Annotated in this window: 18 protein-coding genes; 8 read left to right on the forward strand and 10 right to left on the reverse strand. The window is 72.3% G+C overall.

Annotation, left to right across the window (positions count from 1 at the left end):
• The first annotated feature begins 37 nt into the window (after positions 1-37).
• A complete protein-coding gene (gene mscL / locus H1226_RS25250; protein WP_258343399.1) occupies positions 38-529 on the forward strand; it encodes a large conductance mechanosensitive channel protein MscL in 492 nt (163 codons plus the stop codon).
• Between the two features lie 22 nt (positions 530-551).
• Here the strand turns inward: mscL and H1226_RS25255 are convergent, their stop codons facing one another.
• A complete protein-coding gene (locus H1226_RS25255; RefSeq protein ID WP_258343400.1) occupies positions 552-722 on the reverse strand; it encodes a hypothetical protein in 171 nt (56 codons plus the stop codon).
• Positions 723-931: 209 nt separating this feature from the next.
• On the opposite strand from H1226_RS25255, the gene H1226_RS25260 reads away from it, so the two are divergent.
• Positions 932-1,264 carry an antitoxin gene (locus tag H1226_RS25260; protein WP_258343401.1) on the forward strand — a complete coding sequence of 111 codons (333 nt, stop codon included), beginning with the start codon at positions 932-934 and terminating at the stop codon, positions 1,262-1,264.
• 112 nt (positions 1,265-1,376) lie between these two features.
• Here H1226_RS25260 and H1226_RS25265 read toward each other — a convergent pair whose 3' ends face one another.
• The 9 genes from H1226_RS25265 to mrf form a co-directional block, all read right to left on the reverse strand.
• Positions 1,377-1,877, reverse strand: a complete 501-nt coding sequence (locus H1226_RS25265) for a MogA/MoaB family molybdenum cofactor biosynthesis protein (RefSeq protein ID WP_184476585.1) — start codon at positions 1,875-1,877, stop codon at positions 1,377-1,379.
• Positions 1,878-2,077: 200 nt separating this feature from the next.
• Complete coding sequence (locus H1226_RS25270) at positions 2,078-3,517, reverse strand: S1C family serine protease (RefSeq protein WP_258343404.1); 1,440 nt, start codon at positions 3,515-3,517, stop codon at positions 2,078-2,080.
• Between the two features lie 148 nt (positions 3,518-3,665).
• Entirely contained in the window at positions 3,666-4,742 is a 1,077-nt protein-coding gene (gene galT / locus H1226_RS25275) for a galactose-1-phosphate uridylyltransferase (RefSeq protein WP_258343406.1), read from the reverse strand.
• On the reverse strand, positions 4,739-5,584 hold the full coding sequence (locus H1226_RS25280) for a DeoR/GlpR family DNA-binding transcription regulator (protein ID WP_224962887.1): 846 nt from the start codon (positions 5,582-5,584) through the stop codon (positions 4,739-4,741). Before H1226_RS25280 ends, galT begins: the two co-directional genes overlap by 4 nt.
• A 356-nt stretch (positions 5,585-5,940) precedes the next feature.
• Positions 5,941-7,356 (reverse strand): sensor histidine kinase, encoded by a 1,416-nt coding sequence (locus tag H1226_RS25285; protein ID WP_258343409.1) that lies wholly within the window; start codon positions 7,354-7,356, stop codon positions 5,941-5,943.
• Complete coding sequence (locus H1226_RS25290; RefSeq protein ID WP_224962883.1) at positions 7,353-8,048, reverse strand: response regulator transcription factor; 696 nt, start codon at positions 8,046-8,048, stop codon at positions 7,353-7,355. The genes H1226_RS25285 and H1226_RS25290 overlap by 4 nt, the downstream gene beginning before the upstream one ends.
• 241 nt (positions 8,049-8,289) lie before the next feature.
• The gene (gene rpmF / locus H1226_RS25295) at positions 8,290-8,442 is read right to left on the reverse strand and encodes a 50S ribosomal protein L32 (RefSeq protein WP_224967884.1); all 153 of its coding nucleotides are present in this window, start codon (positions 8,440-8,442) and stop codon (positions 8,290-8,292) included.
• Between the two features lie 186 nt (positions 8,443-8,628).
• The gene (locus H1226_RS25300) at positions 8,629-8,880 is read right to left on the reverse strand and encodes a type B 50S ribosomal protein L31 (protein WP_224963330.1); all 252 of its coding nucleotides are present in this window, start codon (positions 8,878-8,880) and stop codon (positions 8,629-8,631) included.
• Between the two features lie 61 nt (positions 8,881-8,941).
• The gene (gene mrf / locus H1226_RS25305; RefSeq protein WP_258343427.1) at positions 8,942-10,216 is read right to left on the reverse strand and encodes a ribosome hibernation factor-recruiting GTPase MRF; all 1,275 of its coding nucleotides are present in this window, start codon (positions 10,214-10,216) and stop codon (positions 8,942-8,944) included.
• A gap of 75 nt (positions 10,217-10,291) precedes the next feature.
• Here mrf and rpmB point away from each other — a divergent pair, with 75 nt between their 5' ends.
• The 6 genes from rpmB to H1226_RS25335 all read left to right on the forward strand — a co-directional run bounded on the left by rpmB (position 10,292) and on the right by H1226_RS25335 (position 13,822).
• Positions 10,292-10,528 (forward strand): 50S ribosomal protein L28, encoded by a 237-nt coding sequence (gene rpmB / locus H1226_RS25310; protein WP_224963108.1) that lies wholly within the window; start codon positions 10,292-10,294, stop codon positions 10,526-10,528.
• Positions 10,528-10,692, forward strand: coding sequence for a 50S ribosomal protein L33 (rpmG, locus tag H1226_RS25315; protein ID WP_224963106.1), 165 nt, complete (start codon positions 10,528-10,530; stop codon positions 10,690-10,692). The genes rpmB and rpmG overlap by 1 nt, the downstream gene beginning before the upstream one ends.
• A 12-nt stretch (positions 10,693-10,704) precedes the next feature.
• Positions 10,705-11,010: a 30S ribosomal protein S14 gene (rpsN, locus tag H1226_RS25320; RefSeq protein ID WP_224963104.1), complete on the forward strand. Its 306-nt coding sequence runs from the start codon at positions 10,705-10,707 to the stop codon at positions 11,008-11,010.
• Positions 11,007-11,252 carry a 30S ribosomal protein S18 gene (gene rpsR, locus H1226_RS25325; protein WP_258343434.1) on the forward strand — a complete coding sequence of 82 codons (246 nt, stop codon included), beginning with the start codon at positions 11,007-11,009 and terminating at the stop codon, positions 11,250-11,252. The genes rpsN and rpsR overlap by 4 nt, the downstream gene beginning before the upstream one ends.
• A gap of 340 nt (positions 11,253-11,592) precedes the next feature.
• Complete coding sequence (gene bluB, locus H1226_RS25330; RefSeq protein WP_224963098.1) at positions 11,593-12,258, forward strand: 5,6-dimethylbenzimidazole synthase; 666 nt, start codon at positions 11,593-11,595, stop codon at positions 12,256-12,258.
• Between the two features lie 73 nt (positions 12,259-12,331).
• Complete coding sequence (locus H1226_RS25335; protein ID WP_258343435.1) at positions 12,332-13,822, forward strand: GGDEF domain-containing protein; 1,491 nt, start codon at positions 12,332-12,334, stop codon at positions 13,820-13,822.
• The last annotated feature ends 45 nt before the right edge of the window (positions 13,823-13,867 follow it).

Genomic DNA, 13,867 nt, shown 5'->3' on the forward strand with positions numbered 1-13,867 from the left:
CGACCCGGGCACGTCGAGTTCAACGAAGGAGTGTGCCGTGCTCAAGGGCTTCAAGGACTTCTTGATGCGAGGCAACGTCATCGACCTCGCGGTCGCGGTCGTCGTCGGCAGCGCGTTCACCGCGCTGGTCACCGCGGTCACGACCAGCGTCATCAAGCCCGTGATCGCCGCGGCAGGCGGGGCGAACGTCCGCGGGCTGTCGTTCCAGATCATCGACGGCAACGAGGCCTCGGTCATCGACTTCGCCGTGGTGATCAACTCGATCATCACGTTCTTGATCACGGCCGCGGTGGTCTACTTCCTGTTCGTGATGCCGATGCAGAAGATCCAGGAGCGGCGGAAGAAGGGCAAGGAAGAGGGCCCGGCCGACCCGACCGACGTGGAGCTGCTGCAGGAGATCCGCGACCTGCTGCGTCGCGAGCAGGGCCTGCCCGCGGTGAAGGGCCTCTCCACCGACGACGACACCACCGTCAGCGCGACCACCTCGGTGTCGGCGCAGAGCGGCAACGGCGGCGCCAGCAAGAACTGACCCGCGAGCGGTTCCGGGCCCGTCAGCCGCCGTGGTGCGGCGGGCGGTTCTCCCGGTACCAGCGCTCGGTCTCCCGCTGATCGCCGTCGCGCCGGTCCGGCCCCTCGGACCGCTCGTCCGAGGTGGTCTCCGGGAGCACCTCGCCGAAGATCTCGGCGAGGCGGCGCCGACGCTGCCGTTCCGTCTCCGTCATACCGCCATCGTCCCCCATCACGGGGATGCGCGGACTCCGGATGCCGTGGTCGGCTTCCTCCACCAAGATCGTGGTGCGACCATGACCGGGCACCCGGGGACTTCCCGGTGACGGCCGGGACGAGCCGGTGCCCACCGGTTCCGCGGCCGTGACCGGCACGGCCACCCGACCCGGCCGACCGCAGCGGCACGGCCACCTGGAGGCAACGGATGAGTTTCCTGGACAAGGCGAAGGACCTGGCCAACCAGGCCAAGGACAAGGCGGGCGAACTCGCCGAGAAGGCGGGGCCGAACGCCACGAAGGGGCTGGACGCCGCCAAGACGAAGCTGGACAAGGCCACCGGCGGCAAGTACCACGACCAGATCGAGAACGTGAGCAGCAAGGTCGAGGGCGTGCTCAACAAGCAGCAGTCCTCCGGCGGTTCCGCCCAGCAGGGCGGCACCGGCTCGACCGGCGCCGGCTCGGACCAGCAGCCAGGTGAGACACCGCGCAAGCCGGACGGCGACGGCCCGGCGCAGCCCGGCGGGACCCCCTCGGCCTGATCCGGCACCGGCGGGCCCCTGAGGTCCGCCTGGCCGACCGCGCGGCGGAAGCACGAACAGAGCGGTGGCGGCGCCCCGGAGGGTGCCGCCACCGTTGTCGTCCGGTTCCGGGTCAGGCCTGTTCGAGCCCCGACAGCTGCTCGATCACGTGCGTCACCAGCGGCGACAACGTCGCCATCCCGTCCCGCACCGCGGCCCGGGATCCGGCCAGGTTGACCACCAGCGTGCTGCCGGACACCCCGGCCAGCCCGCGGGACACCCCGGCGTCGACCGCTCCCGCGGCCAGCCCCGACGCCCGCAGGGCCTCGGCGATGCCGGGCACCGGCATGTCCAGCACCCCGGAGGTGGCGTCTGGCGTGACGTCCCGGGGCGAGACCCCGGTGCCGCCGACCGTGATCACCACGTCCACGCCGCCGATCACCGCGGTGTTCAGCGCGTTGCGGATGTCCACCGTCTCCCCGGCCACCGCGACGGTCCCGTCCACGATGAATCCGGCTTCCTCCAGCAGTTCGGTCACCAACGGACCGATGCTGTCCTCCTGCTCGCCCTGCGCGGCCCGGTCGTCGACCACGACCACCAGGGCGCGTCCCAGCCGCTGCGCGCTGCGTTCCATGCCGTTCACCGTAGTGGCAAGGAGTTCCGGGGGGAGATCCAGTGACTCGCCGGGCTCGACGAGCCGGGCGCGCTGCTGCTGGTTCCGGTGCGGGATGACGTGGCCGTTGCGTTCGGACATCTGTCGCGTTCTCCTTGTCACCGCGGCCCGGGCCGGGCCGTGCGGGGCTGGCCGCGGACGCGGCCGGGTGTCGTGCGGACCTACTGACCGGCGAGCACGACGTCCACCGTGCGCTCGCCGCCGTCCGCGCCGGTCAGGGTCACCTGGACCTTCTGGCCCGGCTGGTGGGAGCGGACCGTGGCGACGAGGGCGTCCGCGTCCTCGATGAAGCGCCCGTCGAACTTGGTGATCCGCTCGTCGTTCCGAATGCCCGCCTGCTGCGCGGGCCCGTTCGGCACCACCTGGCGCACCACGGCGCCGCCCCCTTGCGCGCTCTGGATGCTCACGCCGAGCGTGGTCTGGGTCGCCGCGCCGGTGTCCTTGAGCTCCTTCGCGGTGCGCTGCGCCTGGTCAATCGGGATGGCGAAGCCGAGGCCGACCGAACCGCCCTGCTCCTGCTCCCCGGACCCGGGGCTGTAGATGGCGGAGTTGATGCCGACGACGCGGCCGTCCATGTCGACCAGCGGGCCACCGGAGTTGCCGGGGTTGATCGCGGCGTCGGTCTGCAGCGCGTTGAGCACGCTGTCCTGGGCACCGCTCTGCCCGCCCGCGCGCACCGGGCGGTCCTTGGCGCTGATGATGCCGCTGGTGACGGTGCCGGAGAGCCCGAACGGCGAGCCGATCGCCACCACCGGGGCACCGACCGGCAGGTCGTCGGAGCGGCCGAGCTCGACCGGGGTGAGACCGGTGATGTCGGCCTTCACCACGGCGAGGTCGGACTTCGGGTCGGAGCCGACGATCCGGACCGACGCGGTCCGGTTGTCGTTGAACATCGCCGTGAGCCTGCCCTGCCCGGCACCTTCGGCGACGTGGGCGTTGGTGAGGATGTAGCCGTCCTGGCTGAGCACGATCCCGGAGCCCTCGCCGGAGCCCTGCGCGCTCTGCATCTGCAGCTGCACCACGCTGGGCAGCACCTTCTCGGCGACGCCCTGCACCGAGCCCTTCGGCGCGACGCTGGCGCTGCGCGCGGGCTGCTGCTGGTCGAGGCTCGTGCCCTGGGATTCCGCGCCGGACGAGCCGAGGCGGTAGCCGACGAAACCGCCGACGCCGCCACCGACCAGGCCGATCGCGAGCGCACCGACGAGCGCGGTGGCGACGAGCCCGTTGCGCTTGGCAGGCCGGTGCTGCTGCACGGGGACCGCGCCCATCGGCTGCTGGTACCAGCCCTGCTGCTGGTGCGGCGCGCCCATCTGCGGGTACTGGCCGCCTGGAGCGCCGCCCATGCCGGGCTGCTGCTCGTAGGCGCCGTACGGCTGGGGCTGCTGCCGGGTGGCCGCGGGACCGCCGGGCGGTTCCTGCCTGCCGGGGTCGGCGTCGGGCGCGAGGTGCGGCTGCTGCTGGGTGCCGGACTGCTGCTCGAAGGCCCCGGCAGGCGGCGTGTCGCCGGTCGCCTGCGGAATGTGGGCGGTTCCGCTGCTGTCTGCCTGCTGTCGCGGCTCTTCGGACGGTTCGCCCGAGCCGCGCTGGGGCTGGTCGCTCATGTTCCCCACTTTGGGGCATTCAGCTGAGAACCGCCTGAGACCCGCCTGTGGAGTGCCGGACGAATCCGCGCCAGTGCCGAACGTCACACCCTCGATCGAGAGCGCGACGCCCGGACATCGATCACCCGGCGTAGCGGGCGGCGGCCGATCAGAGCGCCTGGAGCCGGTCGGCGATCTGCTCCGGCGTCACGTCGTTGACCCACACCGCCATGCCCGACTCGGACCCGGCGAGGTACTTCAGCTTGTCCGCGGAACGCAGCACCGAGAACAGCTCCAGGTGCAGCCAGGACAGGTCGCGCCCGGTGCGCACCGGCGCCTGGTGCCACGCGGCGATGTAGGGCAGCGGCCGGTCGTAGAGCCCGTCGAGCCGCCGCAGCACCTCCAGGTAGGTGGTGGCGAAGTCGTCGCGCTCCTCGTCGGTGAGCGCGACGAGGTCGGGCACCTGGCGGTGCGGCACCACGTGCACCTCGACCGGCCAGCGGGCGGCGGCGGGCACGTACGCGGTCCAGTGCTCGGAGTCGACGACGACGCGGCGCCCGGAGGCGCGTTCGGCGGCGAGCACGTCGCCGAGGACGGGCCTGCCGTGCTCGGCGAGGTAGTCCTCGGCGGTGCGCAGCATCCGCTCGGTCTTGGGCGTGACGAACGGGTACCCGTAGATCTGGCCGTGCGGGTGGTGCAGCGTCACCCCGATCTCCTCGCCCCGGTTCTCGAAGCAGAAGACCTGCTCGACGCCGGGGGTGGCGGAGAGTTCGGCGGTGCGGTCGGCCCAGGCCTCGACGACGGTGCGGACCTGCGCGGGGCTGAGCTGCCCGAAGGAGGTGCCGTGGTCGGAGGTGAAGCACACGACTTCGCAGCGACCGCGCGCCGGCCCGGTCGGCACCATCGGAAGTCCGTCCACTGTGGACGGATCGGGTTCGGCGGCGGCGAAGGACGGGAACTGGTTCTCGAAGACGGCGACTTCGTAGTCGGCCTCGGGGATCTCGGTGAGGCGTCCGGGCGTGCTCGGGCACAGCGGGCACTGGTCGGCCGGCGGCTTGTAGGTGCGGGTCTGCCGGTGCGCGGCCATCGCGACCCATTCCCCGGTGAGCGGGTCGCGCCGCATCTCGGAGACGGGGGGCCGCGGCGGCAGGTCGCGGGTGTCCGCGGCCGCGCGCTCCCGCGCCGGGTCGGTGTCGAAGTAGTAGATCTGCCTGCCGTCGGCCAGTTCCCGGACGGTGCGCTTCACCGCGCGGCCTCCTGATCGCTGCCGGCCTGGTCGGGGCCGGACTTGTCGGGTGCGGAATCGGCGGTGAGCACCGCTTCGGCGATCACCAGTTCGTGGACTTGCTCGGCGAGCAGCTGCCGGGCGTCGTCGGGCAGCCCGTCGTCGGTGATCAGCACGTCGACCTCGGCGAAGTCGACGATGGTGGAGATGCCGACGGTGGACCACTTGGCGTGGTCGGCGACGACGACGAGCCTGCTGGCGGCTTCGGCGAGCGCCCGGTTGGTCTCGCTCTCGTTGAGGTTGGGGGTGGTGAACCCGGCGCGGGGCGCCATGCCGTGCACGCCGAGGAACACGAGGTCCAGGTGCAGGGACCGCAGCGACTGCACGGCGACGGGTCCGACGAGCGCGTCGGAGGGGGTGCGGACGCCGCCGGTGAGCACGACGGTGCGGTCGGTGCGCCCGCGCTGCTGCAGCACGTCGGCGACGCGGACCGAGTTGGTGACGACGGTGAGGTCGGGGATGTCGTCGAGGTGCCGGGCCATGGTCCAGGTGGTGGTGCCCGCGGACAGGCCGATGGCGGTGCCGGGCCGGACGAGCGCGGCGGCCTCGCGCGCGATGGCCTCCTTCTCCGCGAGCTGGCGGACCGACTTGGCTTCGAAGCCGGGTTCGTCGGTGCTGCGGCCGAGGGTGGAGGTGGCGCCGCCGTAGACCTTCTCGACGAGGCCCTGGCGGGCGAGCGCGTCGAGGTCGCGGCGGATGGTCATGTCGGAGACGCCGAGGCGCAGCACGAGCTCGCTGACCTGCACGGCGCCGGTGCGCCGCACCTCGTCGAGGATCACTTCCTGGCGTTGGCGTGCGAGCACTCCACCCGTCCCATCCAGCCGGCCCGGAGCGCTGATCCCCGGGCGGGCGCTGCGTCGGTGCGCGTCCTGTTCATGAGGATGCTGCTGAACTTGACGCGTCAAGTCAACATGAACCAACACTACCCGTGATGACGCGGCCGAAAAATCCGGGTATCGATCGAAAGCACGCACCAAAGGTGTTCGATGCTGTTGGATTTTCGGACGGATTGCGCCGGATGGGCGCTTCCGGTCGGTACGAGGATCACACGGCGGCACCAGCGGCTGCGGAACGGGGGACGGCGCGTCCGCCCGATCCGCCCAGCGCCGCCGCCGATCCGCCCAGCGCCGCCGCCGATCGGCTCAACCGCCGCACGCGGTCAGCCGACGTGCCCCGGCAGGACCATCCGCAGCAGCGCGCCGCCCTCGGGCGCCGCACCGGCCCACACGCTGCCGCCGTGCCGCTCCGCGACCTGCTTCACGATGGACAGCCCGAGCCCGGAACCGGGCAGCGTGCGCGCCAGCGACGACCGGTAGAACCGCTCGAACACGTGCGGCCGGTCCGCCTCGGCGATGCCGGGCCCGCCGTCGGCGACCTCCAGCACGATCGCACCGGCGCCGTCCGGGTAGAGCTGCACCCGCACCGTGTCGCCGTCCCGGCTCCACTTGGCGGCGTTGTCCAGCAGGTTCAGCACCGCCCGCTCCAGCGCGGTGGCGTCGCCCATCATCGACCAGGGCTGCAACCGCACGTCGAACTCGACGGGGCCCGCGCGCCTGCGCGCCCGGTTCAGCGCGCGCTCCACGACGTCGACGAGCTCGACGGGTTCGTGCACGGCCTGCGGGGCGTCCTCCCTGGCCAGTTCCACCAGGTCCCCGACGAGCGCGGAGAGCTCGGTGATCTGCCCGCGCACGTCCTCGAACATCTCCTCGCGGTCCTGGTCGGACAGCGCGGGCGCCCCCGGCTGCGCAGCGGCCATCAGCAGTTCCAGGTTGGTGCGCAACGAGGTCAGCGGGGTGCGCAGCTCGTGACCGGCGTCGGCGACCAGCCGCCGCTGCCGCTCCTGCGATTCGGCGAGCGCCCCCAGCATGTCGTTGAACGAGGTGGTGAGCCGGGCCAGCTCGTCGTCCCCGGACACCGGGATGGGCCGCAGATCGCCGGTGAGCGCGACGCGTTCAGTGGCCGCGTTGAGCCGCTGCACCGGCCGCAGCCCGGCGCTGGCCACTGCGGTGCCCGCGGCGGCGGCGAGCAGGATGCCCGCCCCGCCGATCACGACGAGCACCAGGCTCAGCTGCGCGAGCGTCGCCTTCGTGGGGCCGAGGGACTGCGCCATGACCAGCGCACCGTTGTCGGCGGGCACCGCCACGATGCGGCTGTTGGTGGCCTCGTCGGTGCGGATGGAGCGGGGCAGCTTCCCCTGCGCCACGGCGAGTTCCAGCGGCCCGGACGGCGGCCGCTGGCTCGGCGCGAGCTCCGCCCCGTTCGGGTAGAGCACGCTGATCTCCAGGTTCGCCGCCGTGTAGAACGCGACCGGAACGCCTTGCAGCCCGGCGGGTTCGTCGATCAGCGGCCCGGACTCGGCTTCGACGGCGCGCCGCAGCAGGCTGTCGTCGAGCTGCTCGTAGAGGCTGTCGCGCACGGTGAAGAACGCGCCGAGGGACACCAGGGCCACGGCTCCCGCCACGGACAGCGCGGCCAGCAAGGTCACCCGGTTGCGCAACGAGATCCGCTGCAACCGGCCGCGGTCGCCGGTACCGCCGGTCTCGGCGTCGGGAGCGGGCGGGGCGGGCGCCGTCACGGCGGGGTCTCGCGGAGCACGTAGCCGACGCCGCGCACGGTGTGGATCAAGCGGGGTTCACCTTCGGTCTCGGTCTTGCGGCGCAAGTATCCGATGTAGACCTCCAGCGCGTTGCCGGAGGTCGGGAAGTCGTAGCCCCACACGTCCTCCAGCAGCCTGCTGCGGGTGAGGACCTGCTTGGGGTGCGCCATGAGCAGTTCGAGCAGCGCGAACTCGGTACGGGTGAGGCTGATCGGCCGGTCGCCGCGGCGCACCTCGCGGGTTCCGGGGTCGAGCTGGAGGTCGGCGAAGCTCAGCGCGGGCGGCAGCTCGTCGCCGTCGTCGGCGGACGGGGAGGCGCGGCGCAGGAGCGCGCGCAGCCGGGCGAGCAGCTCCTCCAGCGCGAACGGCTTCGGCAGGTAGTCGTCGGCGCCCGCGTCGAGCCCGGCGACCCGGTCGGACACGGCGTCGCGGGCGGTGAGCACCAGGATCGGCAGGTCGTCGCCGGTGCTGCGCAACCTGCGCGCCACCTCCAGGCCGTCCAGGCGGGGCATCATGACGTCCAGCACCATCGCGTCGGGCCGCTGGTCCGCCAGCTGGTCCAGGGCCTGTTGACCGTCCGCGGCGAGCTCCACCTGGTAGCCGTTGAACTGCAACGAGCGGCGCAGGGACTCGCGCACGGCCCGGTCGTCGTCGACGACGAGGATGCGCATGCGGACAGTGTTGCGCGTAGTTCTGAGATGAACCTGAGAACCCGCACCGGCGCGCCGCGCCGCCCACCTCGATGTGACGCAGACCGCGCCCACCGGGCACGACACAGGGCCGCACCGGCGGATCAGCGGGTTCCCGGCGGCTTCCCCGCGGGACGGCGCCCTCCACCGGGAGCGGGTGGCCACCGGGGAGAACGGTCCCGCGGCGAGGAAGCCGCCGCGCCCTACGCGCGGGGACCCGCGATCACTTCTGCTGGAAGTACGGGATCAGGTTGCGGGGGACCAACTTCTTCTCGCCGTCGATGACGACCGGCACCAGTTCGGGCGCGGTCGCCTTCCACTGCGAGCGGCGGTGCCGGGTGTTGCTGCGGGACATCTTCCGCTTGGGAACGGCCATGCGGTTCTTCCTCCTCGATCAGGTGGTGCCGGGGTTCGGTGGTGCCGGGATTCGGCGGGCACGGGTCCAGCGGTGCCGGACCCAGCGGTGCCGAGTTAAGCGGTGCCGGGTCCAGCTGACGCGGGTCCAGCGGTGCCGGGTCCAGCGGTGCCGGACCCAGCGGTGCCGGACCCAGCGGTGCCGGGTTCAGCGGCGGCGGTCGCCGTAGCGGCGCCGGAACTTCTCGACGCGGCCCTCGCTGTCGAGCACCCGCTGGTTGCCGGTCCAGAACGGGTGCGAGTCGGCGGTGATGTCGACGACGATCAGCGGGTAGTTCTGCCCGTCCTCCCAGGTGACGGTGTCCTCCGAGGTGGCGGTGGAGCGGGTCAGGAACCGGGTGCCGGTGGAGCGGTCCTGGAACACGACGGGGCCGTACTCGGGATGGATGTTCGGTTTCACGATCTCCTCCTGTGCTGGTCGTTCCGGTCGCCCGCCGGGGTTACCCGGCGGGCCGGGGTGCTCATGCCCCGCGCTGGTCACCTTCGCTGGACGCGGGCGCCTGCTGGGGTTCGTCGTCGGCGCACGGGTCCTCGTGCCATTCGCCGAAGGGGTCGGGCAGTTCGCGCCACGCGGTCTCGCCGAGGGCGAGTTCCTCGTCGGTGAGCAGCGCTTCGTGCAGGGCGCCGCGGATGGCGCCGGGGTCGGCTTCGTGCGCGATGACGACGAGTTCCTGCATCCGGTCGCCGTAGTAGTCGTCCCAGTTCAGCGAGGCCTTCACCTGGCGTTCCGGATCGACCTGCGCCCACTGCTCGGGCATCTGGGTGACGAGCCACGGCCCGGCGTGCCCGACGCGCAACCCGCCGCCGGCGGATTCGAGCCACAGCGCGGTGTCGGGCTGGCTGGCGACCCAGGCGCGGCCGCGGGTCCGAACGACGCCGTCGAGCAGCACGTCGAGCGCGTCGTGCAGCCGTTCCGGGTGGAACGGGCGGCGCTGCTCGAACAGCACGACGGACACGCCCGATTCCTCGTCGAGCGGCGGCTGCCCGCGCAGCAGCGGGCCGTGCGCGCCGTCGACTTCGCCGCGCCGGGCTCCGGCGGGGATCCGGGCGAGCAGCGCGGGCACGTCGAGCCCGGTGAGCGCGGTGCGCGGGGCGGCGGGGGTCAGCCGGTCGAGGACGGCTTCGGTGCGCACGGTCTGCCAGCGGTCGGCGTCCCCGGCGAGGACGACGGCGTCGGCGAACTCGACCTGCCCGACGCCGACCTGGGCGACGGTGCGCTCGTCGTCGGGGCTGCCCGCGAGGCCGCGCTCGTAGAGGGGTTCGTCGCCGCTGACGTCGCCGAGCCAGCTGGGCAGGTCGACGGCGGTGAGAACGGCTTCGACCTCGACGTCCTCGGCGACCGGGGCGGTGTCGACGACGACGTGCTCGATGGCCCAGCAGATCGCCTCGGGTTCGAGGGAGGAGTCGAGGCGCACGACGATGCGCCGCACGTCGGGGGCGGCGGCGAGCCTGCGCAGCAGCGGCAGGAAGTCCTCGCGCAGCGTGCAGGACACGCAGCCGTGGGCGAGTTCGAGCACGGTGAGCTGTTCGGAGTCGCCGTGGCGCAGGTACCTGCGGACCACGCCGGAGGTGACTTCGCGCAGGTCGTGGTGCACGACGGCGGTGCCGTGCGGATCGGTCGCGCGGACGGCTCCGGCGGTCTCGGCGACGTGCTCGCCGTCGAGCCCGGCGACCACGACCAGCGGCACCCGGGCGGCCTCGGACGGTTCGGTTTCGGTGCCCACTCGCAGCCCCAATCAGGAACGGTTTTCATCTGCCGAACCGACACGGTACTCTTATTGAAAACGACTGTCGTTATCAGGAGGCCCCTCGTGTCCATCCGCTGCCAAGTGACCGGGCGAGAACCCGGCTACGGCAAGCAGGTGTCGCACTCGCACGTGCGCACCAGCCGCCGCTGGCTGCCCAACGTGCAGCAGCGCCGCTACTGGCTGCCCTCGGAGAACCGCTGGATCCGCCTGCGGGTGTCCACGAAGGGCATCAAGACCATCGACAAGCGCGGCATCGAAGCCGTCGTCGCCGACATCCGATCTCGCGGGGAGCGCATCTGATGGCCAGCAACGACGTCCGTCCCGTGATCAAGATGCGGTCCACCGCGGGCACCGGCTTCACCTACGTGACCAGGAAGAACCGCCGCAACAACCCCGACCGGCTGCGGCTGCGCAAGTACGACCCGGTGATCAAGAAGCACGTCGAGTTCCGCGAAGAGCGCTGAGGAGAAGACCCGGTGGCCAAGAAGTCCAAGATCGCCCGCAACGAGCAGCGGAAGGTGCTCGTCGCCCGGCACGCCGAACGCCGCGCCGAGCTCAAGCGGATCATCTCCGCCCCCGGCAGCTCCCCCGAGGAGCGCGCCGACGCCGTCGCCGAGCTGTCCCGGCAGCCCCGCGACGCCAGCGCCACCCGCGTGCGCAACCGCGACACCGTCGACGGCAGGCCGCGCGGCTACTTCCGCAAGTTCGGGCTCTCCCGCGTGCGCCTGCGCCAGCTCGCGCACAACGGCGAACTGCCCGGCGTGACCAAGTCGAGTTGGTGAGCACCGTGCCCAGCGAACGCAAACCGCCCCGCCGCAAGCAGAACCTGCTGCGCAAGGAACGCGTCGTCACCGTGGACTGGAAGGACGTCGCGCTGCTGCGCAAGTTCCTCTCCGACCGCGGCAAGATCCGCTCCCGCCGGGTGACCGGGCTGACCATGCAGGAGCAGCGGGAGGTCGCCACGGCGATCAAGAACGCCCGGGAGATGGCCCTGCTCCCCTACCCCACCCCAGCCAAGCGCTGAACTCTTTCTTGGTTCTCGGGTCGTCTTGCTCCGGGGTCGGGTGGCGGAACCTCAGCCGCCTTCTCGCTGCGGGATCTTTTTCCCAAGTGGCTCCGCCACGAGGGAAAAAGCTGTCCTCGCGAGAAGGCGGCTGAGAACCCGCGGGTGGTCCCGTTGCTTTGGTGGTCGCTGCTCAGCGGCTTCGCCGCTGACAGGCGACCGCCGATGGAATCCGGCGGGTGCTGGGTCTCGGTCCTCGTGTTCGGGGTGCTGGTCAGTGGTCGCGCCGCTCGGTTGCTCTCGCGGGCGGTGTGCGCTTCGCCATCACGTTCGGGTGGTCTAGCACGGCAGGATTGCGGCAATGACCGCTCGATCCACCGAACCGATGCCCGCCGCCGACCTCTACGACGTGCTGCGACGCCGCCGCGACGTCCGCAACGAGTTCACCGGCGGCGAGATCCCGGACGAGGTGCTGCGCCGCGTGCTGACCGCCGCGCACAGCGCCCCCAGCGTGGGCCTGAGCCAGCCGTGGGACTTCGTGCTGGTCCGCGACGAGGCCACCCGCCGCGCGTTCCGCGAGCACGTGCGCGCCGAACGGGACGTCTTCGCCGCCGAGCTCAGCGGGGAGCGGGCCGAGACCTTCGCCAAGATCAAGGTGGAGGGCATCGTCGAGTCCGGCCTCGGCATCGCCGTCACCTACGACCCCGACCGCGGCTCCCCCGCGGTGCTGGGCAGGCACGCCATCGCCGACGCCGGCCTGTACTCGGTGTGCCTGGCCATCCAGAACCTGTGGCTGTCCGCGACCGCCGAAGGCCTCGGCGTCGGCTGGGTCAGCTTCTACCGGGAGGAGTTCCTGCGCGGGCTGCTGGACATCCCCGCAGGCGTCCGGCCCGTCGCCTGGCTCTGCATCGGACCGGTGCACGCCCTCGCCGAAACCCCTGACCTGGAACGACACGGCTGGCGGCGGCGCTCGCCGCTGGAGGACGTCGTCCACCACGACAAGTACCGGGGCGGTCGATCCCGGTAGCCTGAAGCTGAACACGCGGGGAACGGGACACGAGGACGATCTCGGAGACGCCGTGCGACAGGACGATTCGCTGATGTCGGGGCACATCCCCGCGCAAGATCGTCGCGTGCGGGCCCTGCTCGATTCCGGTCACTTCCACGACGCGGACGTCGCGTTCGACGAACTCGTCTCGACCGGGACGAACCTGGTCGGCGAGCAGTGGAACCGGGCGACGGTGCTGGTGCACCGCGCGTGGCTGTCCTGGCGGCTCAACCGCATCCCGCAAGCCCTGGAACTGGCGGCGGAGGGCTGGACGGACCTGGACGCCGACCAGCCGATCGGCGCGTCCGCGGCGCAGACCATCAGCATCCTCGGCAACCTGCTGGAGACCATCGGGCACCGGGAGTCCGCGCTGGAGCTGATGTCGCTGAGCGTGCAGGTGGCGCGCGAGGCGGGCGACCCGGAGACGCTGGCGCACTGCCTGGTCCGCCAGGCCAGCGCGTTGATCTTCCGGTCGGTCGCGCGGGAGGTCTCCGCCGCGGAACGGCTGTTCGGCACGGCCCGCGACCTGTTCGACGAGGCGCTGCTGCTCGTCGGCGAGGGCCAGCTGCGCCGGGTGTCGCTGGCCGGTGGCGCGCGGGCCCTCGCCGGCCTCGGACGGCTGCCGGAGGCGGAACGGCTCGCCCAGCGCGCGCTGGAGCTCAGCAAGGAGGCCGAGGACGGGTTCTGCACGGCCGTGGCGAACTGGGTGCTGGCGGTGGTGCGGCGCGACCAGGGCGACCTGCACTCGGCGCGCACCTTCGCCAGCCGCGCGCTGGACAGCGCCGAGAGCATCGGCGACACGATGCAGATGATGCGGTACTCGCTGGACCTGGCCTCGGTGTGCGTGCAGCTCGGCGACGCCGTGGGCGAGGCGGCCGCGTTGCGCCGCACGGTGCGGGCCGGGAGCGCGGCCGTGGAGACGCTGCAGGAAGGCCTCGGCCAGGCGCTGGAGCAGCGGCGGGTCGCCGTCCAGGCGCAGCGGCTGGCGACGGCGGCGCAGGAAGCGGCCGTGCGCGACCCGCTGACCGGCCTGGTGAACCGCCTCGGCCTGCAGCGCCAAGCACCCGAACTGCTGGCGGAGACCGCGGCGCAGGGCCGGATCCCGTGGCTGGTGCTGCTCGACGTGGACTGGTTCAAGGACGTCAACGACTACGCGGGGCACGCCGCCGGGGACGCGACCCTGCAGGAGGTCGCGCACCTGCTGCGCCGCGAGTGCCGCGCCGACGACCTGATCTGCCGGTGGGCCGGGGACGAGTTCGTGGTGCTGCTGGTCGACGACGCCGAGGACTCCCGGCACGCGGGCCCGGTCGTCGCGGAACGCATCCGGTCGGCCGTCGACCGGCACGATTGGCGCCTGGTGCTCGGCTGCACGCGCCGCGTCCCCACCGTCAGCATCGGCGTCGCCGGCGGACCCGCGAAGCTGGACCACCTGTTCGCGGCGGCCGACATCGCGCTGTACCGGGCGAAGCGGGCCGGGCGGAACCGGGTGGAGACCGATCACGGCGACCCGGAGCAGGACCGGCCGGAGATCCGGGGCGGCTAGGATCGGCGCCCATGTCCGCCCCGCCCCCGCACCCCGCACCCGGCG

The organism is Saccharopolyspora gregorii (assembly GCF_024734405.1).
GTDB classification, from domain to species: Bacteria; Actinomycetota; Actinomycetes; order Mycobacteriales; family Pseudonocardiaceae; genus Saccharopolyspora_C; species Saccharopolyspora_C gregorii.

What these genes read in the sequence shown, in the direction of transcription:
- H1226_RS25255 (WP_258343400.1), bottom strand. Translation starts at nt 722, where the DNA reads ATGACGGAGACGGAACGGCAGCGTCGGCGCCGCCTCGCCGAGATCTTC.
- H1226_RS25260 (WP_258343401.1), top strand. Translation starts at nt 932, where the DNA reads ATGAGTTTCCTGGACAAGGCGAAGGACCTGGCCAACCAGGCCAAGGAC.
- H1226_RS25265 (WP_184476585.1), bottom strand. Translation starts at nt 1,877, where the DNA reads ATGGAACGCAGCGCGCAGCGGCTGGGACGCGCCCTGGTGGTCGTGGTC.
- H1226_RS25270 (WP_258343404.1), bottom strand. Translation starts at nt 3,517, where the DNA reads ATGAGCGACCAGCCCCAGCGCGGCTCGGGCGAACCGTCCGAAGAGCCG.
- H1226_RS25290 (WP_224962883.1), bottom strand. Translation starts at nt 8,048, where the DNA reads ATGCGCATCCTCGTCGTCGACGACGACCGGGCCGTGCGCGAGTCCCTG.
- rpmF (WP_224967884.1), bottom strand. Translation starts at nt 8,442, where the DNA reads ATGGCCGTTCCCAAGCGGAAGATGTCCCGCAGCAACACCCGGCACCGC.
- rpmG (WP_224963106.1), top strand. Translation starts at nt 10,528, where the DNA reads ATGGCCAGCAACGACGTCCGTCCCGTGATCAAGATGCGGTCCACCGCG.
- bluB (WP_224963098.1), top strand. Translation starts at nt 11,593, where the DNA reads ATGACCGCTCGATCCACCGAACCGATGCCCGCCGCCGACCTCTACGAC.
- H1226_RS25335 (WP_258343435.1), top strand. Translation starts at nt 12,332, where the DNA reads ATGTCGGGGCACATCCCCGCGCAAGATCGTCGCGTGCGGGCCCTGCTC.